Here is a 23,366-nt window from a genome sequence, read left to right as displayed (position 1 = left end):
CCCATGAGGGAGAGAGCGGGTACGAGAAAATCATTCCTGAACAGCAGGATGGAGCCACATCCTGACTCGATCCATAACGCCGAGCGTGAGCTCCGCTATGCGGCGGTGTTTTCGCGAAGCAGCCGCTCGGCCGCTGCGCGTGCCTCGTCGGTGATCGTCGCCCCGGCCAACATCCGTGCGATCTCTTCCTGGCGCGCCGCCCGGTCCATCTCGGCGATGCCGGTGGCGACGCGATCGGCGCCGCCGGATTTGGAGATCAGGAAATGCGTCGCCGCGCGTGCCGCCACTTGCGGCGCGTGCGTAACCGAAAGCACCTGCACGCGTTTCGACAGCCGCGCCAGCCTTTGGCCGATAGCATCCGCCACCGCGCCGCCAACGCCGGTGTCGATTTCATCGAAGACCAAGGTCGGCGCCGAGCCGCGGTCGGCCAGCGCCACCTTCAGCGCCAGCAGGAACCGCGAAAGTTCGCCGCCGGAGGCGACTTTCATCATCGGGCCCGGTCTTGTGCCGGGATTGGTGCGAACCCAGAACTCGACCTGATCGATGCCGTCTTCCATGCGGCTCTCGGCCTCACTTGCCATCTCGACGATGAACGCGGCCCGTTCGAGCTTCAGTGCCGGCAATTCGGCCATCACCGTCTTGGTCAATCCGACCGCCGCCGCATGGCGAAGCGACGAAAGCTGTGCCGCGGCAATGTCATAGGTCTCACGCGCCGCGGCGGCCTGCTTCTCCAGCCCGTGCAGGCGCTCCTCGCCGGCGTCGAGATCGGCAAGGTCGGCGGCCATCGTGTCGCGCAATTGCGCCAGATCGTCGGCCGCCACACTGTGCTTGCGTGAGGCGGCGCGCAGCGAAAACAGCCGCTCCTCGGCTTGTTCCAGCCGCCGCGGATCGTATTCGGTGGCGCGAAGTGCCGCTTCTACGCCCGATTGCGCCGCGTCGAGCGACAGCATCGCCTCATCGAGCGATTTGACCACGTCGTCGAGCAGGCCGGGCGCCTCGGTCACCTTGCGCTGCAGCCGCCGCAACAGGCTGGCGAGTTGCGGCAAGGGCGAGGACGGGCCTGAGAGCACATCCTGCGCGTCGTGGATTTCCGAGGCGATCTTTTCCGCCCGCATCATCGAGGCGCGCAATTCGGCAAGGTCGGCTTCCTCGCCGGGTTGGGGGTCGAGCTTCGTCAATTCGGCGACCGCGGCGCGCAGATAGTCGGCCTCGCGGGCCGCCGCTTCCACCTTGGCGCGGTGCCGCGAAAATTCCTGCTCGCAGGCCCGCCAGTACCGCCATGCTTCGGCGGTCGCCCCCACAGCGCCGAGATGACCGCCAAAACTGTCGAGCAATTCGCGATGGGCGCCGGGATCGATCAGGGCACGCTCGTCATGCTGGCCATGGATCTCAACCAGCGCGTGACCGACGTCGCGCATCAGTGTCACGCTGGAAGGCTGGTCGTTGACGAAGACGCGGGTACGGCCGTCCGCCGTCTGCACGCGACGCAGAATGATGTCGCCATCGTCCTCGATGGCGTTGTCGGCAAGCAGCATGCGGGCAGGATGGTTGCGCGGCACGTCGAACACGGCGATGACCTGGCCCTGTGCCGCGCCATGCCGCACCAGCGAAGCGTCACCGCGGGCGCCAAGCGCCAGCGACAGCGCGTCGAGCAGGATGGATTTTCCGGCGCCGGTTTCGCCGGTCAGCACCGAAAGACCGGACGAGAAATCGATGTCCAGCTTCTCGATCAGAACGATATCGCGGATCGACAGTCTGGAAAGCATGGTGGCGCGCCGCTCAGGCGCCGGTGATCAGCTTCCCGGCCTTGGCGATCCACGAGCCGGCATTCTCGCGCGGCTCGAGCCCACCAGTCTGCAGGAGCTTGTAGGAATCCTTGTACCACACGCTGTCGGGATAGTTGGTGCCGAGCACAGCCGCGGCAGTCTGGGCTTCCGATGTCAGCCCCATCGCATAATAGGTTTCGGTGAGGCGCGCGAGCGCTTCCTCGACATGACGCGTGTTGGAATAGGTCTCCACCACGGCCCGGAACCGCTTGACGGCGGCGATATATTCACGGCGCTCGAGATAGTAGCGGCCGATCTGCATCTCCTTGCCGGCGAGCTGGTCGTTGGCGAAGCGGATCTTTTCCTTGGCGTCATCGACATATTCGGAATCGGGCCAGCGCGTCACCAGATCCTGCATCGTCTGCACGGTCTGACGCGCTTCCTTCTGGTCCTGGGTGACATCCCTGATTTGCCGGTAATAGCTGAGCCCGATGATGTACTGGGCATAGGCCGCGTCGTCGGTCGACGGATAAAGCGTGAGATAGCGCTTGGCCGAACCGATCGCCTCGGTATAGTTGCCCTGGCGATAGTCGGCAAAGGCGCCCATCACCATCGATTTACGGGCGTATTCGGAATAGGGATGCTGGCGGTCGACGGCACTGAATTTGCGGCTCGCCTCCTGCAGGCGCCCGGCATTCAGATTGGCGAGACCCTGATTGTAGAGAACGTCGGCCGGCTCGGTCTGCTCGACATAGGTCGACAGGTCGACATCCTTCTCGGACGACATGCAGGCCGACAGGAACAGCGGTGGAACAACCACCGAAAGCGCCAGGAAAACAGCCCGATGCGGCGCTTTCGATTGACCAATTCGCTTGAAGAACATGATTGGATTCCGCCCTTTCGGCGTCATTTCAGTCGTCGGCAGCAGGCATAACCATAATCGCCGTGCCCGGCAACGCTATCTCCGGCCAATCGCACATTTTTGTGGCGGCCTGGCGCAGCCTGCACACTTGCGTGATTTCGCCGGCCAATGATGCATTCATGCAACACCGGCCGGCAGCCATAAAACCCGAAAAACGTTAAGAATCAGATCATCCAGGGCGCGTAGACAGGCGCATAGACGGCGCTCATCTCGGCGGTACGACCGCGCTCGCGGCGTGTCGTCTCGACGATCTCGAACGCCGAACGGTCCGACAAAAGGCGGCGCAGCGCTGCCGCATTCAGCCTGTGGCCGCCGCGATAGGAACGGAAGCAGCCAATGAACCGGGCGCCGGCCAGCGCCAGATCGCCCATGGCGTCCATCGTCTTGTGGCGCACGAACTCGTTGGGATAGCGCAAGCCTCCCATGTTGATCACACGGTTGTCGTCGCCGATCACCAGGGAGTTTTCCAGCGAGGCGCCAAGAGCATAGCCGGCTGCCCACAGCCGCTCGACGTCCTTCATGAAACCAAAGGTACGGGCCCGCGCGATATCGCGGCGGAAAATGTCGGCGTTCATGTCGGATGCGAAAAGCTGACGGCCGATCGCAGGGCTTTCGAAATCGATCTCGATTTCGAAGCGCGTGCTGTCATAGGGCCTAAACTCCGCCCAGGAGGCACCGTTCTCGATCCGAACCGGCTTGACCACCCGGATATAGCGGCGCTTGACCGGCAGCGTCTCGATGCCCGCCTGGTCGATGGCCTCCACGAACGCCACGGCGCTGCCGTCAAGGATCGGAACCTCATGGCCGTCGATCTCGATGACGACATTGTCGATGCCGAGCCCGAAAAGGGTGGCCATCAGGTGTTCGACGGTGGCGATATGCTCGCCTGCCGGATCGCCGAGCATAGTGCAGAGATCGGTGGCGCCGACCTCGGAAACGAGCGCACGGAACTCCCGGTCTTCGCTTCCATTCGAAAGCTGGAACACGACACCCGTATCAGCGTCTGCCGGCAGGAAATGAACGGTAACGGAATTGCCGCTGTGAACGCCGGTGCCGGTCAGCGTCACACGCGATTTAAGTGCCGTCTGATAGTCGTGCAAAACAAACCCCATAGCCCATACTGCCTACGTCCGCTTCATTAGCCCAAGGGCGCGGCTCTTTGATCGGCAGGCAGGGCCACTTCCCCGAATCCCAGCAAACCGAAATTGATCGGGGCGAAGATAGTGGTCCAGCAGGAAGTCTCCAAATCACGGTTTCTTACTCTCTGTAACCGCAATCCGAAGCGGATACGGTCTCGTAACTCCCTGTTTTACAAGCACTTTTAACATTAACAGGCAAACAATTTCTTGTCTGCCTGTTAACAACTGTTACGGACCGTTAACAGGTCAGTTGGCCTGGCGGCGCAGGAATGCCGGAATCTCCAGCTGATCGTCTTCCTGGACAGCCCTGCTCTGCGGCGTCAGCCGGCCCTGGTCGTCCAACTGGCCGCGGCGTGGCGCGTAAAGCTGCGGATCCTGGCTGGCAAGGCGGCGCACTTCGGGTGCCGCCTGGCGCAGTTTCGGCTCACGCGGCTGCGCCGGCTGTAGCCGTGCAGGCTCCTCTTCGCGGCGGGTAAGGCCGTTAGTCAGGCGCTTGAGCAGTCCCATCGGGCCGCTGTTCTCATGGTCGGCCGGGCGGCCCTTGGCTTCCACTTCGGCTTTCACCACCGGCGGGAAATCCTCGACGCGCGGCATGCGCTGGGGCGCTGCGGCTACCGGCTGAAGCACCTCGCGCTGTGGCGCAGGCTGCATCACCTGCTGAACCATCGGCTGCGGCTGCGCCGGCGGCGCCTGGAATATCTTGCTCTGCGGACGGAAATCTTCCGCCTGGGCAGCCGGCGCGGGACGCGCCATCGCCGCGGCATTCGCCTCGGCAAGCTGGATCGCCTCGGCTACAGGATCGGCGGCGCGTGGCTCGTAGCCGCCCTGCTGGACAGGCGCCGGACGGCTTTCCGTGACCGGAACGGCCGGGCGATTGACCGGCTTTGGCGGAGCCGTGCGGATGGCGATCGGCGCGGCGGCGATTTCAGCCGCCGATTTGTCGATCCCGGTGGCAACCACCGAGACGCGAATGACGCCTTCAAGATCCTCGTCGAACGTCGCACCCAGAATGATGTTGGCCTCCTGGTCGACCTCCTCGCGAATGCGGGTCGCCGCCTCGTCGACTTCGAACAGGGTCAGGTCGCGGCCGCCGGTGATCGAGATCAACAGGCCCTTGGCGCCCTTCATCGAGGTCTCGTCGAGCAGCGGGTTGGCGATCGCGGCTTCGGCGGCGGCCATGGCGCGGCCCTCGCCGGAAGCCTCGCCGGTCCCCATCATCGCCTTGCCCATCTCGCGCATGACCGAGCGGACGTCGGCGAAGTCGAGGTTGATCAACCCTTCCTTGACCATCAGGTCGGTGATGCAGGCGACGCCGGAATAGAGCACCTGGTCGGCCATGGCGAAAGCGTCGGCGAAGGTCGTCTTGTCATTGGCCAGCCGGAACAGGTTCTGGTTGGGGATGACGATGAGGGTGTCGACGCATTTCTGCAATTCCTCGATGCCCAGATCCGCCGTCTTCATGCGGCGCTGGCCTTCGAAATGGAACGGTTTGGTGACGACGCCGACGGTGAGGATCCCCTTTTCGCGGGCAGCACGAGCAACAACCGGCGCGGCCCCCGTGCCGGTGCCGCCGCCCATGCCGGCAGTGACGAAGCACATATGGGTGTTAGAGAGATGATCGACGATCTCGTCGATGCATTCCTCCGCCGCCGCGCGTCCGACTTCCGGCTGCGATCCCGCACCCAGGCCCTCGGTGACATGCGCGCCGAGCTGGATCAGGCGGTCCGCCTTGGACATGGTCAGCGCCTGCGCGTCGGTATTGGCGACCACGAACTCGACGCCGCGCAAGCCGGCGGTAATCATGTTGTTGACGGCATTGCCGCCGCCGCCGCCGACACCGAACACGGTGATACGCGGCTTGAGCTCGGTGATATCCGGCTTCTGCAGATTGATGGTCATTGTCTCCGTCCTTTGCCTTTCCCGCCGCTTCGCCGCTGCGGCCGCCTATGGGGCTGTCCCCGTCAATTTAAAAACTGTCTCTCAACCACTGACTCATTCGATGCAGTTTTCCGCCCGTTCCGGTCATCCTGAGACCAGAAATTCCTTTCGCCGGATGGCTCTCGAAATTCGCCATCTGCGGGTAGATCAGAAGCCCGACCGGCGTCGAGAAAGCCGGCCCCTTGGCCGCCTCGGGCAAGCCCGCTACACCGAGCGGACGGCCGATGCGCACATTGCGTCCGAGAATGCGGCGCGCTGCCTCGGGCAGGCCGGAAAGCTGGCTGGCGCCGCCGGTCAGCACGACGCGCTTGCCGACGGCGTTGCCGTAGCCGGACCTGTTCAGCCGGTCGCGCAACAGTTCGAGCGTCTCGTCGATGCGTGCGCGGATAATGCGCGTCATCACCGAACGCGGTATCTGCAGCGGCACCTCGCCATCCTCGCCGATCGGCTGTATCGAGACCAGGTCGCGGTCGTCGGCACTGCCGGGCAGCGCCGAGCCATGCATCACTTTCAGCCTCTCGGCGGCGTCGAGCGAGGTCGACAGGCCCTTGGCCATGTCCAGCGTGACGTGGTTGCCGCCGATGGCGATGGCGTCGCCATGGACGAATTTGCCTTCCGAAAACACCGAGATCGTCGTGGTGCCGCCACCCATGTCGATGCAGGCTGCACCCATTTCGAGTTCGTCGTCGACCAGTGCGGCAAGCCCGCTGGCATAGGGTGTCGCCACCATGCGCTCGACCGACAGGTGCGAACGGTTGATGCAAAGCTCCAGATTGCGCAAGGGCGCCGCGTCACCCGTCAGCACATGCATGTCGACGCCGAGTTGATCGCCGATCATGCCGCGCGGATCACGCACTCCGCGCTCGGCGTCCAGCGAAAAGCCGACGGGAAGCGAATGGATCACCTCGCGCTCGGCCCGCAGCGCCTGCTTGGCGCCGGCGGCAAGCACGCGCTTGATGTCGGCCTCGTCGGCCTCATGGCCGCCGAGATTGATGGTTGCCGAGAAGCTTTCGCTCTTCAGCCGGCCCGCCGTCATGTTGACGATCAGTGAATCGACGGTCAGGCCAGCCATGCGCTCGGCGGCATCGACGGCAAGACGGATGGCGTGCTCGGCCCTGTCGAGATCGATGACGACACCCGATTTCACGCCTTGCGATTTCTGGTGGCCGATGCCGATCACCTGGATGCGATGCGAGCGTCCGCGCAGCAGCATGCCGTCCTCGCGCGGCTTGAGCTTGGCCACGACGCAGCAGACCTTGCTCGAACCGACATCCAGCACCGTCATGATGCCGGACCGGCGCGACGAGGCATCGCTGTTGCCGCCAAGCCAGCTCATATCTTCGTCTCCGCCTTGCGCTTCGGCATTTTCGGCTTTTCATTGAGCGCAGCCTCGCGCTGCGTCGCCGCTTCCGGCGTCAACTGGACGACGAGGCGATCGGAAAGGCGCATGTCGACGGCGGCGATGTCGCGCGTCAGCAGCCCGTTCTCGCGGTCCATCCTGACCAGATCGGCGATCGCCTGGTCCTCGCCATCCTCGGGAAGCTTGACGGTGATGCCGTTCTCCAGCTTCAGGTCCCAACGCCGTTCGCCGATGCGGATATAGCCTTTGACCCGCGCGGCAAGCTCTGGGTATTTTTTGATCCTGGCCAGGAAATCGGGCGCTTTGGCCGGCGCGCCGGTGCCGATGATCAACGGCAGCAGCGACTGCCTGCCGCCGGAGAATGGCGCGATCACGGCGCCGGACCGTTCGATGACGGAAAGCTCGCTGCCCTGCTGCCAGAGCGCAAGGGGCTCACGCTCCTCGATGCGCACCTCCAGCGTGTGCGGATAGACCTTGCGCACCGCCGCAACCTCGACCCAGGGCAGCGTGGTTATGCGTTCCCGCGCGGCTTCGGCGTCGAAGCCGATCAGCGACGTCCAGCCATCGAGCTGCATCCTGTCGAGAATGTCGATCTCGGAGGTCGCGCGGTTGCCGACGACCTTGATCTGGTCGACGGCGAAGCCGGTGCGGGCGGTGATGCCCTGGACGATGCCGTCGACATGTCCGCCGAGATAGGCGCCATAGGCACTGCCCGATACAAGCAGCGCCGCCGACAACATGGCTGCGGAAAAAGGCGGCGCCTCGAAGTCGTCCTCGCCCAGACGCGCCAGCACGCGCGCCGGCCGGCGAAGCAGACGCGGCAGCACGAAATGGTCGAACGACAACGAAACACCGAACAGCGTCGGCCAGGCCACGCCCTTCCCCTTGCCCTGTCCCCACTTCAACGCAGACACGAAGCGTCCTCCACCATCCAACTCAACAAATCGCCGAACGAGTGTCCCGCCTGCGCGGCGATTTCAGGCACCAAGGATGTCGGCGTCATGCCCGGCTGAGTGTTGATCTCGAGCCAGACAATTTCGCCGTTCTCGGAGTGTCGATCATCATAACGGAAGTCCGACCGGGAAACGCCCCGGCAGCCGATAGCTTGGTGAGCCTTGAGCGTCAGTGTCTGTATTTTTTGGTAAATATTCGGTGAAATTTTTGCAGGGCATTCGTGTTTTGATCCGCCCGCGACGTATTTTGAATCATAGTCGTAGAAGGAATGGCCGGTCGGGATGATCTCGCAGACGCCGAGAGCCACGTCGCCCATTACCGCGCAGGTCAATTCCCGCCCGTGCACATAGCGCTCCACCATGACGGTATCGCCATACTTCCAGTCGGGCGAACCGATGACCTGCGGCGGATGCGACTGACCTTCGTGCACGATGACGACGCCGAAGCTCGACCCCTCGTTGACCGGCTTGACGACATAGGGCGGCTTCATCGGGTGCTTGTTCTGGATGGCGAAGCGATTAACCACCTTCGATTCGGCAACCGGGATGCCGACAGACTTGGCGATCTTCTTGGCTTGTTCCTTGTTCATGGCAAGCGCCGAGGCGAGCACGCCGGAATGGGTGTAGGGGATGGCAAGATATTCGAGGATGCCCTGTATGGTGCCGTCCTCGCCGAAAGGGCCATGCAGCGCATTGAAGGCAACATCAGGCTTGAGCTCAGCCAGCACCGATCCGACATCGCGAGAGACGTCGACGCGAGCGACCTGGTAGCCTTCCTTCTCAAGCGCATCAGCACAGGCTTTCCCCGAGGACAAAGACACGGGCCGCTCGGACGAGAATCCACCCAGAAGGACGGCCACGTGCTTGCTTTTCATTTCCCGTCATTCCCTCTCACGGCGGGCCCTTTCACGGCGGGTCTGCATCTTATATGCCCCGGAAAGGGCACACACTCAAACGCTCGGAGCAGTCCCTGCTCTCGTGGTTCCGCAACATCGAGTCCCCGAGCCTCCCGGCAGGTTGCCCTGACGGAAAAACGCTGGCAACGCGTCGAAACGACTCAAATCAGGAAACGCTTCAGGGCAGAGAATCAGAGAGTTGATTCACTGGCAAGTCCTTACGATTCCGAGAGATTCACTTTCCGCAAAAACGGCCGCGAAAACTGGGTTGTGAGTCTTTAGAGCAACTGTCCGAGGAATTCCTGGACCTCGTGCCCCGGCCGGAAATTGCCGATGCGCTTGATTTCCCAATGCAGCCGGATGCCCGACTTTTCGAGCACACGCGTGCGCACAGTCTCGCCGAGATATTCGAGGTCGTAGCCGGTCGCGGTTCCCGTGTTGATCATGAAGTTGCAATGCATCGGCGACATCTGCGCGCCGCCGATCATCAGCCCCCGACAACCAGCTCTGTCGATCTCCTTCCAGGCCGAGGTGCCCTCCGGATTCTTGAAGGTCGAGCCGCCGGTCTTTTCCCGGATCGGCTGCACGGTCTCGCGATGATGCTGGACGGCGTCCATCGCCGCCTGAATCGCGGCCTTGTCTGCCAAAACCCCTTCGAACACAGCCGATGTGAAGATCAGCCCGGCAGGTGCTGCCGAATGGCGATAGGCGTAGCCCATATCGGCGTTGCTCAGCGTATGCACATCGCCCTTGCGGTCGAGCGCCCGCACCTCGACGACGCGCTCGCGCGTCTCGACGCCATTGGCGCCGGCGTTCATCCTCAGCGCACCGCCGATGGCACCCGGAATGCCGTGGTAAAATTCAAAGCCGCCTATACCAGCCTGATAGGCGACGGCGGCAAGGCGCTTGTCGGGCGCGGCGGCACCCGCCTTGATTGTGGTCGGCGCAATCACTTCGGCCTCGCCAAAGCCCTTGGCCGAAAGCCGGATGACGAAACCCGCAATACCGCCGTCGCGGACAAGCAGATTCGAGCCGATGCCGACGATGGTCAGCGGTATCTCTTCGGGCACTGCTCTCAGGAACGCGGCGAGATCGTCCTCGTCGGCCGGCTGGAACAGCGCGTCGGCCAGTCCCCCGGCGCGAAACCAGGTCATCTTGTCCATCTCGGCATTGAGCGTGATGCGGCCGCGCAGGCCGGCAAGCCGGCCGCCAAGCTTGTCGATCAATGCCTGGCCGCGCATCATGAGGCAGTACCGCCGAGTTCCCTGGGCAGCGCGTAGGCCCATTGCGTGATGTTGCCGGCACCAAGGAAGACGATGAAGTCGCCTGGTTTCGCCAGATCGCGGATAACCGGCGCAATCGCCGCGGGGCCTTCGATGTAGCGCGCGTCGCGATGGCCGCCGGAGCGGATGCGCGACACCAATGCTTCGGACGTCACCCCGTCGATCGGCTCTTCGCCTGCCGCATAGACCGGCGCCACCATCACCGTGTCGGCATCGTTGAAGCAGACGGAAAACTCGTCGAACAGGTCGTGCAGCCGGGTGAAGCGGTGTGGCTGGGCAATGGCGATGACGCGGCCCTTGGTGGCATCGCGCGCCGCCCTCAGAACCGCCGTGATCTCGACCGGATGGTGGCCGTAATCGTCGAACACATCGACGCCGTTCCACGAACCGGTACGGGTGAAGCGCCGCTTGACGCCGGCGAAGGACGACAGGCCCTTCCTGATCGCCTCGGCCGAAAGGCCGAGCTCGTGCGCCACGGCGATCGCCGCGGTCGCGTTGGAGACGTTATGACGGCCGGGCATCGGCAGGCGCAGGCCTGAGATCGTCGACTGGCCGCGGGTCTTGCGGTCGCGGATCACCACGTCGAATTCCGAGATCGGGCCGTTCATGCGGTGATTGGTGAAACGCACGTCGGCCTGCGCGTTCTCGCCGTAGGTGATGACGCGCCGGTCCTCGATGCGGCTGACCAGCGCCTGCACCTCCGGATGGTCGGTGCACATGACGCCGAAGCCGTAGAACGGCACGTTCTCGACGAACTGGCGAAAGGCCTCGCGCACCTTGTCGAAGGAGCCGTAGTGGTCGAGATGCTCGGGATCGATGTTGGTGACGACGGCAATCTCGGCCGGCAGCTTCAGGAAGGTGCCGTCGCTCTCATCGGCTTCGACCACCATCCATTCGCCATCGCCCATGCGGGCGTTGGTGCCGTAGGCATTGATGATGCCGCCATTGATCACGGTCGGATCGAGCCCGCCGGCTTCGAGCAGCGTCGCCACCATCGAGGTCGTCGTCGTCTTGCCATGCGTGCCGCCGATGGCCACCGCCTGCCGGAAGCGCATCAGTTCGGCCAGCATCTCGGCGCGGCGGACGATGGGAAGCAGTTTCTCGCGCGCCGCCTTCAGCTCCGGATTGGATTTCTTGATCGCCGTCGAGACGACCACCACTTCGGCATCGCCGATATTGTCGGCATGATGACCGACAAAGCACTCGATGCCCTTGTCGCGCAGCCGCTGCACATTGGCGCTGTCGGCCTGGTCGGATCCTTGCACCTTATAGCCGAGGTTGTGCAGCACCTCGGCGATGCCGCTCATGCCGATACCGCCGATGCCGATGAAATGCACGAGGCCGATCGTCTGCGGCATCTTCATGCGTGCGTCTCCTTCCTGAAGTCCGATACGCTTTTCTTCGACGCAATAGCCTCTGTCAGATCGGCGAGCAACCGTGCCGCGTCCGGTTTTCCGGCCGATTTCGCCGCTGCTGCCATTGTGGTCAGCCGCTCCGTATCGTCCATCAGCGCGCCGAGGAGCACAGCGATGCGCTCGGGCGAGAGCGAGGATTGCGGATGCACTTCGGCGCCATCTGCCGCTGCCAATGCCGCGGCATTGGCCGCCTGGTCGTGGTCGAGCGCGTGCGGATAGGGCACCAGCAGCGCTGGCCGGCCGATCACCGCGATTTCCGATACGGTCGATGCGCCGGATCGCGACATCACCAGATGCGCCGCAGCCATGCGCGCCGCCATGTCGGTGAAGAAGGGCGATACCTCAGCCTCGACGCCAAGGGCGGCATAGGCCGCCTTCACCCGCTCGACGTCGTCGGCACGGGCCTGCTGGGTGATCACCAGCCGCTTGCGTTGTGCGTCGGAAAGCTGTGCTACCGCCGCTGGCATTGCGTCGGAAAAGAACTGTGCGCCCTGGCTGCCGCCGAACACCAGAAAGCGGAACGGCTGATTCCCGGTCGACATCGCATAAGGCGTCTTTGCCGCCTCCAGCACTTGCGGCCTGACCGGATTACCTGTCGTCACGATCTTGGCGCCTGCAGCGCTTGAATCTTCCGGCAAGAACCCGCCGGCGATGGCATCGACGCGGCCGGCAAGCGCCCGGTTGGCGCGCCCCATCACCGCGTTCTGCTCGTGGATCATCGTCGGCACCTTGCGCCGCGTCGCCGCATAGAGCGGCGGCAGTGTCGGATAGCCGCCGAAACCGACTACGACGGCTGGCTTGATACGGCCGATCAGGGCGGACGCCTGCCGCACGCCACCCCAGATTTTCCAGAAGGCGGCGAGCACGGCAAAAGGATTTTTCGAACTCATCGTCGCCGACTGGATCGGATGGATGCCTGCGGCCGGAAACTGGCCGGCAAAACGCTCGGCACGATCATCGGTGGCGAGATGCACCGCCCAGCCGCGCCTGATCAGCTCGTGCGCCAGCGCCTCGGCCGGGAAGAGGTGCCCGCCCGTGCCGCCGGCCGCCAGAAGGATCGCGCCCCTCGACATTTCATTCCGCCGGCATGGCGCGCTGCGACGGTGCGAATCCCAACTGCTTGCGCTTTTCCGGCCGCTTGCGCGTCAGCGCCAGCACCATGCCCATCGAGATGGCGATGGCGATCTGCGAGGAGCCGCCATAGGAGATGAACGGCAAGGTCATGCCCTTGGCAGGCATCAGCTGCAGATTGACCGCCATGTTGATGACCGACTGCAGACCGAAGACCGTGACCAGGCCGCCAACCGCATAGCGTGTGAAATCGTCCTGCTCCTTGAGCGCGGTGCTGAGGCCACGCAGCACGATGAAGGCGAAGATGATCATGATGAAGAAGCACATGATCAGTCCGAACTCCTCGCCGGCCACCGAGTAGACGAAATCGGCATGGCTGTCGGGTATGACCCGCTTGACAGTGCCCTCGCCCGGCCCGACGCCGAACCAGCCGCCGTTGATCAGCGCATCGCGGCCCATGTCGACCTGGAAGGTGTCGCCCTCGCCGGTCATGAAGCGATCGATGCGGCCGGCGACATGCGGGAACACCGTGTAGGCGGCGAACACGCCGCCTATACCGGCAGCGCCCAGCGCGATGATCCACAGCCATGGCAGTCCGGCCATGAAGAACATCACCCCCCAGGTGCCGAGCACCAGCATGGTCTGGCCGAAATCAGGCTGCGCCACCAGCAGCGAGATGACGAGGGCCAGCAGCAGCATGGCGAACAGATTGCCGGGAATGTCGGGCTGGCGCTTGTGTTCGGCAAACAGCCAGGCGCAGATGACGACGAAGGCCGGCTTCAGGAATTCCGACGGCTGGATCGACACGCCGGCGAGCGACACCCAGCGCCGCGCGCCCTTCACCTCGACGCCGATGTAGAGCACCGCCACCATCAGCACCAGCATGATGCACAGCATCGCCAGGGCCATGCGTCTGATCTGCCGCGATTCCAGGAAGGAGACCGCCAGCATCACGCCAAGTGCGGGAATGGTGAAGATGATCTGCCGTGTGGCGAAGTGGAAACTGTCCAGGCCGATGCGCTGGGCCACCGCCGGGCTTGCCGCGAAGGACAGCACGATGCCGAGCCCCATCAGCGACAGGAACGCAGCCAGGAACCAGCGATCGATCGTCCACCACCAGGTGGCAACCGGGCTTTTGTCGAGACGACTTTGCATTACCGTGTCCCTCCGATGAGCTTCACGCCATCAATAGTGCTCGCAGCTTGCCTGAAGGCTTCGCCGCGCACTTCGAAATTCTTGAACTGGTCGAAACTGGCGCAGGCCGGCGAAAGCAGCACTACCACCTCGCCGTTGCCATCATCCCTGGCCGCGTCGCTTGCGGCGTGCTCGACTGCTGCGGCCAGCGTGCCGGAGATCTCGTAAGGCACCGCCTCACCGAGCGTCGCCGAGAAGGCTGGTGCGGCCTCACCGATCAGATAGGCTTTGGCGACGCGCGGAAAGAGGCCGCGCAACGGCTCGATGCCACCCTCTTTCGGGAGCCCGCCGGCGATCCAGTAGATGCGCGGAAAGCTGGACAGTGCGGGCGCTGCCGCATCGGCATTGGTCGCCTTGGAATCGTTGATGAACAGCACATGGCCCTTGCGGCCGACCTGCTCCATACGGTGCGCCAGACCGGGAAAGCTCTCCAGGCCCGACTGGATCTCCCCCAGCTCGAGCCCGACCTTGAGGCAGGCGGCGATAGCGGCCAGCGCATTCTGCGCATTGTGCTGGCCGCGCAGCGAGCCGATGCCTTCGAGAAAGGCGATCCGACTATAACGGCCATGCACCGCCTCCATCAGGTCGGTGCCATCGGCGAAATAGCCGTCGGTCAATGGCAGGCGCTTGGAAATGCGGATGACGTGCTGGCCTGCCCGTTCCAGCCGGTCGGCGAGCTGGGCGCACCAGGAATCGTCGACACCGACGATTGCCGTCTCGCTGCCGGCCGCCAGCCGTTCCTTGATCGCGGCGTAGTGCTGCATCGTGCCATGACGGTCGAGATGATCGGGCGTCAGGTTGAGCAGGACGCCGGCGGTCGGATTGATCGAGGGCGCCAGGTCAATCTGGTAGGACGAGCATTCCACGACATAGTGCCGCCCGTATTCCGGCGGATCGAGCGTCATCACCGCGCGGCCGATATTGCCGCCCATCTGCGTGTCGCGTCCGGCCGATTTCAGGATATGCGCCGTCAGCGCCGTCGTCGTCGATTTGCCGTTGGTGCCGGTGATGGCGATAAAGGGTGCTGCCGGCGCCAGCAAGGTCCGCTGCCGGCAGAACAGCTCGATGTCGCCAATGATCTCGACGCCTGAAGCGCGCGCCAGCTCCACTGTCCAGTGCGGCTTCGGATGCGTCAGTGGCACGCCGGGCGACAGCACGAAGGCCGAGAACTTCGCCCAGTCTGCGCAGCGCAGATCGCCGGTCGCGATACCGACGGCCGCGGCATTGGCGACACTGCCGGGATTGTCGTCCCAGGCGAGCACGTCCGCCCCGCCATCGATCAACGCGCGCGCAGTGGCGATCCCCGAGCCGCCGAGCCCGAAGAGCGAAACGCGCTTGCCTGCGAAAGATGCGGCGGGGATCAAGCGACCTCCTATCGGAGCTTGAGGGTCGACAGGCCGACCAGCGCCAGGATGACTGCTATGATCCAGAAGCGGATCACCACCTGGCTTTCGGTCCAGCCCAGCTTTTCGAAATGATGGTGGATCGGCGCCATCAGGAACACCCGCTTGCCGGTCATCTTGAAGTAGCCGACCTGGATGATGACCGATAGGATCTCGACGACGAACAGGCCGCCGACGATGACCAGCACGATCTCGTGCTTGGTGGCAACCGCGACCGTGCCGATCAGGCCGCCCAAGGCCAGCGAGCCGGTATCGCCCATGAAGATCGCCGCCGGCGGTGCGTTGAACCACAGGAAGCCGAGGCCGGCGCCGATCACTGCGCCGAGGACCACTGCCAACTCGCCGGTGCCGGGCACGAAATGGATCTGCAGATATTCGGCGAACACCGCATTGCCGGAGAGGTAGGCGATGACGCCGAAGGACGCCGCCGCGATCATGATCGGCACGATCGCCAGCCCGTCGAGGCCATCGGTCAGGTTCACCGCATTGCCGGCGCCGACGATGACGAAGCACGAGAACGGGATGAAGAACCAGCCGAGATTGACGAGAAACTCCTTGGCGAAAGGAAAAGTCAGCGATGACGAGAACGGCGCCTGGCCGTTGTGCATGATCACCCAGGCGGCGATGCCGGCGATGACGAATTCAAGCGCCAGCCGCGCCTTGCCGGAAAAGCCGAGATGCGATTGCTTCGTCACCTTGAGATAATCGTCGTAGAAGCCGATCCAACCGAAACCCAGGGTCACCAGCAGCACCACCCAGACATAGATGCTGGACAGGTTCGCCCACAAAAGCGACGAGCCGATGATGCCGCACAGGATCATCAGCCCGCCCATGGTCGGCGTGCCGGCTTTCTTGAAATGCGTCTGCGGCCCGTCGGCGCGGATCGGCTGGCCCTTGCCTTGCCGCAGCCTCAGCGAATTGATGATAGCCGGTCCGAAGATGAAGACGATCAGCGCCGCTGTTATCAGCGCGCCGCCGGTACGGAAGGTTATGTAGCGAAAGACGTTGAAGACCGAGATCTTGTCCGCGAATTCGACGAGCAGTGTGAACATGCGATTCGGTCCCCGGACCTGGCTCTAGGTCTGTTTGGCGGTTGTGGCTACCGCCGGAAATTTGCTGAGCAGTGCGTCGACCAACTTGGAAAACCCGATGCCTTTCGACGATTTGATCATCACCACGTCGCCGGGCTTCAGCGCCGACAGAAGCACCAGTTTCAGATCCTCTGCGCCGGCGCGATACTCCGTCTCGATCTCATCAGGCAGGATGTCGGCCAGCGCCCGCATTTCCGGACCGGCGAGAAAGACCGTGCGCGTGTCTGTGCCGACGATGAGATCGGCAAGGGCTGCATGCAGCTTCGCCGAGTGGTCGCCGAGTTCGAGCATGTCGCCGAGCACCGCGATGCGCCTGCCTTCGCCCGACACCGGCGTCGCGTTGAGCAGCGCCATTGCTGCGCACATCGACGCCGGATTGGCATTGTAGCTCTCGTCGATCAGCGTGATCGGACCTTTCGGGTGACGCAGCACATGGCGCTTGCCGCGTCCTCGGTCGGCCGAAAGATCGGCCAGCGCCAGTGCCACCCTGGCGATGTCGGCGCCGACCAGATGCGCGGCGCCCAGCACGGCCAGCACATTCTGCACCATGTGGCGGCCCGGTGCGCCTACCCTGGCGGTGATCTCCTGTCCGCCGATCTTGGCGGTGATGACAGAATGATCGGCATGCAGCGCGCATTTGAGCAGTTTGAAGGTCGCACGGGCATTCTCGCCAAACCCGTAAATGTGCTCGACGCCGGCGGCTCTCGCCAACGTGCCCAGAAGCTTCCAGCGCGGATCGTCGCGGTTGAGAAGGGCGGCACCGTCCGGTTCCAGCCCCTCGAAAATCTCGGCCTTGGCCTTGGCGATCTCGTCCAGATTGCGGAAGAAGCCGAGGTGTGCCGCGGCGATCAGCGTGACGATGGCGACATGCGGCCGGACCATCTTGACCAGCGGCCGGATCTCGTTGGGATGGTTCATGCCGATCTCGAAGACGGCATAGTCGCAATCCGCCGGCATCCGCGCCAGCGTCAGCGGGACGCCCCAGTGGTTGTTGAAAGACTGGGCCGATGCGTGCACCTTGCCGACCGCGGACAGCACATGGCGCAGCGCTTCCTTGGTGGTGGTCTTGCCCGCCGAACCGGTCACCGCGATGATCTTGGCATTCGAGCGCGCGCGTGCGGCCAGCCCTAGCTTTTCCAGTGCGGCGAGCACGTCCTGCACGACGATCATCGGCGCCGTCAGCCGCCCGAGCGATGGCAGCTTGCCCTCGGCGACGACCAGCACGCCGGCGCCGGCTTTGATGGCGGCGGTCGCGAAATCATGGCCGTCCATCGCCTCGCCCTTGATGGCGAAGAAAGCATCGCCCGGCTCAAGGCTGCGGCTGTCGATCGAGATGCCGCCGATACCCTCCGGCATCGGACCGAGCGGTCGTCCGCCCATGGCGGCGACGAGATCCTCGGAGGTCCACAGGAAGTTCATGCGACGCGCTCCTGGAGCGCGGCGCGGACCTCCTCATGGTCGGAAAAATGCAGCGTCTCGGCGCCGATGGTCTGGCCTTCCTCATGCCCCTTGCCGGCCACGATCAGCGTGTCGCCGGCATGGAGCATGGCGACCGCCTCGTGGATCGCCTTGCGCCGGTCGCCGATCTCGATGGCGCCGGGCGCAGCGGCAAGGATCGCGGAGCGGATCGTTTCGGGCACTTCCGAACGCGGATTGTCGTCGGTGACGATGACGACATCGGCGAGCCGCGTGGCGATCTCGCCCATGATCGGCCGCTTGCCCCGGTCGCGGTCGCCGCCGCAGCCGAACACGACGATGACGCGACCGGTGGTGAACGGCCGCACCGACGCCAACACGTTTTCCAGCGCGTCCGGCTTGTGCGCGTAATCGACATAGACCGGCGCACCGTTGGCAGTGGTGCCAACAAGGTCCAGCCGGCCCGGTGCGCCCTTCAATTTCTCCAACGCCATCAAGGCTTTGGCGGCAGGTGTTCCAGTGGAGATGGCGATGCCCGCCGAAACCAGGGCATTGGCGATCTGGAAATCGCCGGCCAGCGGCAGGTCGATCTCGTGGAGAACGCCATCGACTTCCACCTCGGCACGCTGGCGGTGGCGCTCGTGCTCGACCCGCTTCAGTGTCAGGAACTCGCCGTGACGGCCGACCGTCAGCACATCCAGTCCCGCCGCCCTCGCCGCCCGGATCGTCGGCTCCGACCACGGATCGTCGGCAAAGATGACGGCCGGTGCACCCTTCGGCAGCAGCGTGTCGAACAGGCGCAGCTTGGCGCGATGATAGTCCTCGACTGTCGGATGATAGTCCATGTGGTCGCGGCCGAGATTGGTGAAGCCGCCGGCTGCAAGCTTCACGCCGTCGAGCCGGCGCTGGTCGAGACCGTGGCTGGAGGCCTCCATCGATGCGTGGGTGACGCCGGCATCCGCCAGTTCCCGCAGCAGCCTGTGCAGATCTACCGGGTCGGGGGTGGTCAGCGAGCCATATTCGTTGCGGCCCGGCGCTACCACGCCGGTCGTGCCGATCGAGGCGGCGGCAAAGCCTGACTGCTCCCAGATCTGCCTGGTGAAGGCCGCAACCGATGTCTTGCCGCTGGTCCCGGTCACCGCGACCATGGTTTGCGGCTGCCTGCCGAAGTAGCGGGCGGCACTCAGCGCCAGCGCAAGGCGCGGATCGTCGACGGCGAGAACGGGCACCGGCAGTCCGGCGACCGCACTGCCCTTGCCGGCCACGATCGCCACTGCGCCGCGCTTGGCGGCATCGGCGGCATAGGCCACGCCATCGGCCTTGGTGCCGGTGAGCGCGAAGAAGACCACGCCCGGTCCTACCTCGCGGGAATCCGACGAAATCCCGGTAACCTCCGTATCGAAGGAAGCTGTCCCCTCGACAGGCATGATACCGGCTAGGTCTTTCAGCTTCATCGAACCCCGTTCATCGCAACAAAATAGCGCGCTGTTGCCGGCGCGCCCTAAGAATCACTGATAGGAAACCAGCGTTGCGCCATTTTCATGGCTGAAATCTGGCTTCACGCCAAGCATGGAAGCCGAACGTCGGATAATGTTCGCAGCCATGACGCCAGCATTCGAGGCGGCCGTTGCACCCATGCCGGGCTTTTCCGGCCTCGGTTCGTCGGCGATCGTAAGCACGATGTATTGCGGATCGTCCATCGGGAAAGCCGCAACGAAGGCGTTGAAATTCTTGTCCTTTGAGTAGCGGCCGTTGACAACCTTCTCGGCCGTTCCGGTCTTGCCGCCGACGCGGTAACCTGGAACCCTGGCGTTCCTGCCTGACCCTTTCTCGGCATTCAGTGCGTAGAGATAGCGCATGCTCTCGACCGTCTTGTCGCTGACCACTTTCTTGGCCACCGACATCGCCTGTTCCTGCGCGCGCCTCAGGAATGTCGGCTGGATCAGATAGCCGCCGTTCAGCAGCGCAGCGCAGCCGACCGCCGTCTGCAGCGGCGTTGTCGACACACCGTGACCGAAGGCGATGGTAATCGAATGGACCTGTTTCCAGACTTTGGGCTCGGTCGGGCGGGCGACCTCCGGCAGTTCCGTCTGCATCTTCTCGAGGATCCCCAGGCGATGCAGGAATTCGCGGTGCCCCTCGATGCCAACCGCTTCGGCTTCCTTGGCCGAACCGATGTTGGACGAGTAGATGAACACTTCGGGCACCGACAGCACCCGAGCCTTGCCGTGAAAATCATGGATGGTCTGACGGCCGATCCTGATCGGGCGCGAAGCGTCGAAACGGCTTTCCAGCGTCACTTTGCCGGAATCGAGCGCCATGGCGGTGGTGAAGCTCTTCAACGTCGAACCCATTTCGTAAAGGCCGGCCGACATGCGGTTCAAGCGGTCCTTGTCCTGCGCATTGTAGGGGTTGTTCGGGTCGAAATCCGGAACCGAGGCCATCGCCATCACTTCGCCGGTCTTGATGTTGAGAACGACGGCGCCCGCCGCGATTGCGCGGTATTTCTCCATGCCGGTGGCGACCTCGTCACGCACGATATGCTGGACGCGCAGGTCGATCGAGAGCTGCACCGGCTTCAGATCCTTGGCCACCGCCAGGCCCGACGCCTGAAGATCGCTCAGCCCCTGTTCGTCGATGTATTTCTCCATGCCGGAGATGCCTTGGTTGTCGATGTTGGTGAGCCCGACAATGTAGGACGAAGTTTCGCCAGCCGGATAGAAGCGGCGCTTTTCGGTGCGGAAGCCGAAGCCGGGAACACCGAGCTGCATGATATCCGATTGTTGCTTGGGCGTCAGTTGCCGCTGCAGCCAGACGAAGCCGGCGCCGCTCTTGAGCTTGTGGTAGGTCTGCTCGTAGTCGATCTCGGGAAGCACCGTCGCCAGCTTTTCGATCGCCTCGTCGGCGTCGACAATGCGGCGCGGTTCGGCAAACAGCGACGCCGTCTTGATGTCCGTCGCCAGCACTTCGCCGTTGCGGTCGACGATGTCGGGCCGTGACGCCGTCACCCGGCTCTGCGGACCGCCGGACAGGTCGGGGTTCTGAAAACCCAGATAGACCAGCCGCCCGGTGATGGTCGAATAGATGCCGAAGAACACCGCCATCGTCATCACGATGCGGGTCCTGCCCTTGCCGCCGGTCGCCTTGCGGGCGCCTTCGACCACAATCGATCCGTCTTCCGACTTGGCGCGGCGCTTCAGCAGTCTGGCGATCGATGGAAATCTGGCGATCATTGGACGATGCCTCCGGTCACCACGGGGTCTTTGTCGCCCAAGGGTCCTTTGCCAGAATTGTCGGCCATGCCGCCCAGCCGCTGCGAGGAAAGGTCCTCGATGGTGAGGGGTTTTGCCGGCAGGTCATCCAGCCCGACGATCTGGCGGGCGCTGACCGGCTCGAGTTCGAGTTGCGACTTGTAGATCTCGGCCAGCTTTTGCAGGCGCGACGGCTGGGTCAGCAGGCTCCAGTCCGCCTTCAGGAGATCGATCGTATCCTCCTCGTAGCGGATCTGCGCCTGGATCTTGTGCACCGCCGCCAATTGTTCTTCGGCCTCGCGCTTGGTCTTGTAGGTCAAGGCCGCAGCCGAAACCATGACGGCGATAAGGACTATGTCGCTGGTACGAAACACGTGCGCTCACCTCTCTCCCGGGCGGTCGGCACCGGGAAGTTTTGGGTCAGGAAGTTTTGGAAGCCCGAAAATCGAAATGTCGCCGGCGCGCGGCGGTGCTTCGGTGCGGATCGCAGCGCGCAGCCTTGCCGAGCGTGCGCGCGGATTGGCTGATATCTCGGCCTCATCAGGCGTCACGCCGCTACCCGCCTTTTTGAAGGTGGCGGTGCGCGCTTGCGCCTCGGGAAGGTGCCGCGATCCGGTTGCCGCATCGGCGCGATCGGCGATGAAGCGCTTGACGACGCGGTCTTCCAGGGAGTGGAACGTCACCACGGCCAGCCGTCCTCCCGGTTTCAGCACGCGTTCAGCCGCAAACAGCGCTTTGGCCAGTTCGCCGAGTTCGTCATTGACGAAGATGCGCAGCGCCTGGAAGACGCGGGTCGCCGGATGGATCTTGTCCTTCGGCGCGCGGCCGACATGCGTCTCGATGGCGTCGGCAAGGTCGAGCGTGCGCTCGAACGGATGTTTTTCGCGACGGCTTTCGATCATGCGGGCGATGCGGCCGGCGTGACGCTCTTCGCCAAGAAACCCGAAGATGCGGGCAAGGTCGCCCAACTTGAAGCTGTTGACGACATCAGCGGCGCTGAGGCCAGCCTGCGCCATACGCATATCGAGTGGTCCGTCGGCGCGGAACGAAAAACCGCGCTCCGGCTGGTCGATCTGCATTGAGGAGATGCCGATGTCGAGCACGACGCCGTCAGCACTTTCGACATGCTCGTCCAATGTCGAGAACGGCGCCTGAACGAGCCTGAGCTTGCCGCCTGATTGTTGTTCGAGGACACGACCCGCAGCGATCGCATCCGGATCGCGGTCCATGGCGACGACCGAGGCGCCGCTTGCCAGAATGGCTTTGGTGTAGCCGCCGGCGCCGAAGGTGCCGTCGACGATCAGCTCGCCCGCTCCAGGCGAAAGCGCCTCCAGCACTTCGGCAAGGAGGACCGGAATGTGACGGGCCGGTCCGCCAGCGGCGTGAGGGTCATCGCCGTAGCCCGCCATCATTCCGGTCGCTCCCCAGGCTTCGTCCCCTGCCGAAGCTGCAAAAGCCGGGCGCGCGCTTCCGCCCCATAGGCGGTGAGCCGTCCAGGTTCCCAGATCTGAAAGAAATTGCCGCGACCGACAAACGCCGCTTCCGCGGAAATGCCGGTGTGCTCGCGGATGAAATCGGTCATCGAGATGCGGCCGTCCTGATCGAGCTTGAGAAATGTCCCATCGCCATGGCAGAAGAACGACATGTCGTCCGCCGTCTGCAGGAAGGGGTCTTCCTGCGCGATGCGCTGCTCGTAGCGGTCGAGCAGGTCGAGCCCGCCGACATCCATCGCCGGGCGATCCAGGCAGCGCAGCGCATAGAGTTCCGAATAGCCGCGTTTCTGCACAACCGCACGGAAATGCGCTGGAACGGACACCCGTCCCTTCGCATCGATCCTGTTCACCGCGCTTGACAGAAACCGGTCCATTACGCGTTACGGCCGCTTGCGCCGCCGCACCCCTCTGCATCTTCCCGCCCGCGCCGCCCCGGCGCGGTCCCTGCCCAAAACTCACTTCGTTCCAGGCGAAAACAAGCAAACGCGCAGCCGCTGCGGCTGCCCGATTGGCGTACGCTTCACCCTGACGCGGAACGAAGGCTTGAATATCGAAATGGGATATCATGGGGCGCTATGGGCGTCAACGGGAATAGGCTTCACAAACGCGCGCCACAACCGATGAGAGCAGCTTTGACGGCACTCCCGTCTTTATGCTCCATTAAGCCTAACGAAGCGTTTAGAGCGGTTTGCCGGCACGGTTCGGCGCTTGCCTGCCGGTGTGACCCGGCATAGCGTCTGCGCATTCTTCTCCTCAAAGTCAGGGTTCGAAAACC

Annotated in this window: 19 protein-coding genes; all 19 read right to left on the bottom strand. The window is 63.9% G+C overall.

Going from position 1 to position 23,366, the window contains the following annotated elements:
• Window positions 1-95: 95 nt before the first annotated feature.
• The 19 genes from recN to mraZ all read right to left on the bottom strand — a co-directional run bounded on the left by recN (window position 96) and on the right by mraZ (window position 22,965).
• Window positions 96-1,766, bottom strand: coding sequence for a DNA repair protein RecN (gene recN, locus IHQ72_RS17040; protein ID WP_258123495.1), 1,671 nt, complete (start codon window positions 1,764-1,766; stop codon window positions 96-98).
• Between the two features lie 13 nt (window positions 1,767-1,779).
• On the bottom strand, window positions 1,780-2,649 hold the full coding sequence (locus IHQ72_RS17035) for an outer membrane protein assembly factor BamD (RefSeq protein WP_258123494.1): 870 nt from the start codon (window positions 2,647-2,649) through the stop codon (window positions 1,780-1,782).
• Between the two features lie 203 nt (window positions 2,650-2,852).
• Window positions 2,853-3,800, bottom strand: a complete 948-nt coding sequence (gene lpxC / locus IHQ72_RS17030; protein ID WP_258123493.1) for a UDP-3-O-acyl-N-acetylglucosamine deacetylase — start codon at window positions 3,798-3,800, stop codon at window positions 2,853-2,855.
• 273 nt (window positions 3,801-4,073) lie between these two features.
• Entirely contained in the window at window positions 4,074-5,726 is a 1,653-nt protein-coding gene (gene ftsZ, locus IHQ72_RS17025; protein WP_258123492.1) for a cell division protein FtsZ, read from the bottom strand.
• A 67-nt stretch (window positions 5,727-5,793) separates the two neighbouring features.
• Window positions 5,794-7,101, bottom strand: coding sequence for a cell division protein FtsA (gene ftsA / locus IHQ72_RS17020; protein ID WP_258123491.1), 1,308 nt, complete (start codon window positions 7,099-7,101; stop codon window positions 5,794-5,796).
• Window positions 7,098-8,039, bottom strand: a complete 942-nt coding sequence (locus IHQ72_RS17015) for a cell division protein FtsQ/DivIB (protein WP_258123490.1) — start codon at window positions 8,037-8,039, stop codon at window positions 7,098-7,100. The genes ftsA and IHQ72_RS17015 overlap by 4 nt, the downstream gene beginning before the upstream one ends.
• A complete protein-coding gene (locus IHQ72_RS17010; protein ID WP_258123489.1) occupies window positions 8,027-8,953 on the bottom strand; it encodes a D-alanine--D-alanine ligase in 927 nt (308 codons plus the stop codon). The genes IHQ72_RS17015 and IHQ72_RS17010 overlap by 13 nt, the downstream gene beginning before the upstream one ends.
• A gap of 299 nt (window positions 8,954-9,252) precedes the next feature.
• Window positions 9,253-10,218 (bottom strand): UDP-N-acetylmuramate dehydrogenase, encoded by a 966-nt coding sequence (gene murB / locus IHQ72_RS17005; protein WP_258123488.1) that lies wholly within the window; start codon window positions 10,216-10,218, stop codon window positions 9,253-9,255.
• Complete coding sequence (gene murC, locus IHQ72_RS17000; protein WP_258123487.1) at window positions 10,215-11,621, bottom strand: UDP-N-acetylmuramate--L-alanine ligase; 1,407 nt, start codon at window positions 11,619-11,621, stop codon at window positions 10,215-10,217. The genes murB and murC overlap by 4 nt, the downstream gene beginning before the upstream one ends.
• The gene (gene murG, locus IHQ72_RS16995) at window positions 11,618-12,745 is read right to left on the bottom strand and encodes an undecaprenyldiphospho-muramoylpentapeptide beta-N-acetylglucosaminyltransferase (RefSeq protein WP_258123486.1); all 1,128 of its coding nucleotides are present in this window, start codon (window positions 12,743-12,745) and stop codon (window positions 11,618-11,620) included. Before murG ends, murC begins: the two co-directional genes overlap by 4 nt.
• Window position 12,746: 1 nt before the next feature.
• Window positions 12,747-13,898, bottom strand: a complete 1,152-nt coding sequence (gene ftsW / locus IHQ72_RS16990; protein ID WP_258123485.1) for a putative lipid II flippase FtsW — start codon at window positions 13,896-13,898, stop codon at window positions 12,747-12,749.
• The gene (murD, locus tag IHQ72_RS16985; RefSeq protein ID WP_258123484.1) at window positions 13,898-15,301 is read right to left on the bottom strand and encodes a UDP-N-acetylmuramoyl-L-alanine--D-glutamate ligase; all 1,404 of its coding nucleotides are present in this window, start codon (window positions 15,299-15,301) and stop codon (window positions 13,898-13,900) included. Before murD ends, ftsW begins: the two co-directional genes overlap by 1 nt.
• A gap of 8 nt (window positions 15,302-15,309) precedes the next feature.
• The gene (gene mraY / locus IHQ72_RS16980) at window positions 15,310-16,392 is read right to left on the bottom strand and encodes a phospho-N-acetylmuramoyl-pentapeptide-transferase (protein ID WP_258123483.1); all 1,083 of its coding nucleotides are present in this window, start codon (window positions 16,390-16,392) and stop codon (window positions 15,310-15,312) included.
• A 24-nt stretch (window positions 16,393-16,416) separates the two neighbouring features.
• Window positions 16,417-17,850 (bottom strand): UDP-N-acetylmuramoylalanyl-D-glutamyl-2,6-diaminopimelate--D-alanyl-D-alanine ligase, encoded by a 1,434-nt coding sequence (locus tag IHQ72_RS16975; RefSeq protein ID WP_258123482.1) that lies wholly within the window; start codon window positions 17,848-17,850, stop codon window positions 16,417-16,419.
• Window positions 17,847-19,301: a UDP-N-acetylmuramoyl-L-alanyl-D-glutamate--2,6-diaminopimelate ligase gene (locus tag IHQ72_RS16970; protein WP_258123481.1), complete on the bottom strand. Its 1,455-nt coding sequence runs from the start codon at window positions 19,299-19,301 to the stop codon at window positions 17,847-17,849. The genes IHQ72_RS16975 and IHQ72_RS16970 overlap by 4 nt, the downstream gene beginning before the upstream one ends.
• Window positions 19,302-19,355: 54 nt before the next feature.
• Window positions 19,356-21,080: a peptidoglycan D,D-transpeptidase FtsI family protein gene (locus tag IHQ72_RS16965; RefSeq protein WP_095494763.1), complete on the bottom strand. Its 1,725-nt coding sequence runs from the start codon at window positions 21,078-21,080 to the stop codon at window positions 19,356-19,358.
• Window positions 21,077-21,472 carry a cell division protein FtsL gene (gene ftsL / locus IHQ72_RS16960; protein WP_258123480.1) on the bottom strand — a complete coding sequence of 132 codons (396 nt, stop codon included), beginning with the start codon at window positions 21,470-21,472 and terminating at the stop codon, window positions 21,077-21,079. Before ftsL ends, IHQ72_RS16965 begins: the two co-directional genes overlap by 4 nt.
• Before the next feature lie 6 nt (window positions 21,473-21,478).
• On the bottom strand, window positions 21,479-22,510 hold the full coding sequence (gene rsmH, locus IHQ72_RS16955; protein WP_258123479.1) for a 16S rRNA (cytosine(1402)-N(4))-methyltransferase RsmH: 1,032 nt from the start codon (window positions 22,508-22,510) through the stop codon (window positions 21,479-21,481).
• Window positions 22,507-22,965 (bottom strand): division/cell wall cluster transcriptional repressor MraZ, encoded by a 459-nt coding sequence (mraZ, locus tag IHQ72_RS16950; protein WP_123151963.1) that lies wholly within the window; start codon window positions 22,963-22,965, stop codon window positions 22,507-22,509. The genes rsmH and mraZ overlap by 4 nt, the downstream gene beginning before the upstream one ends.
• Window positions 22,966-23,366 lie beyond the last annotated feature (401 nt).

The organism is Mesorhizobium onobrychidis (assembly GCF_024707545.1).
GTDB lineage: Bacteria > Pseudomonadota > Alphaproteobacteria > Rhizobiales > Rhizobiaceae > Mesorhizobium > Mesorhizobium onobrychidis.
The sequence above is the reverse complement of the archived record's forward strand: the minus strand, read 5'-3'. Positions and strand labels throughout refer to the sequence as shown.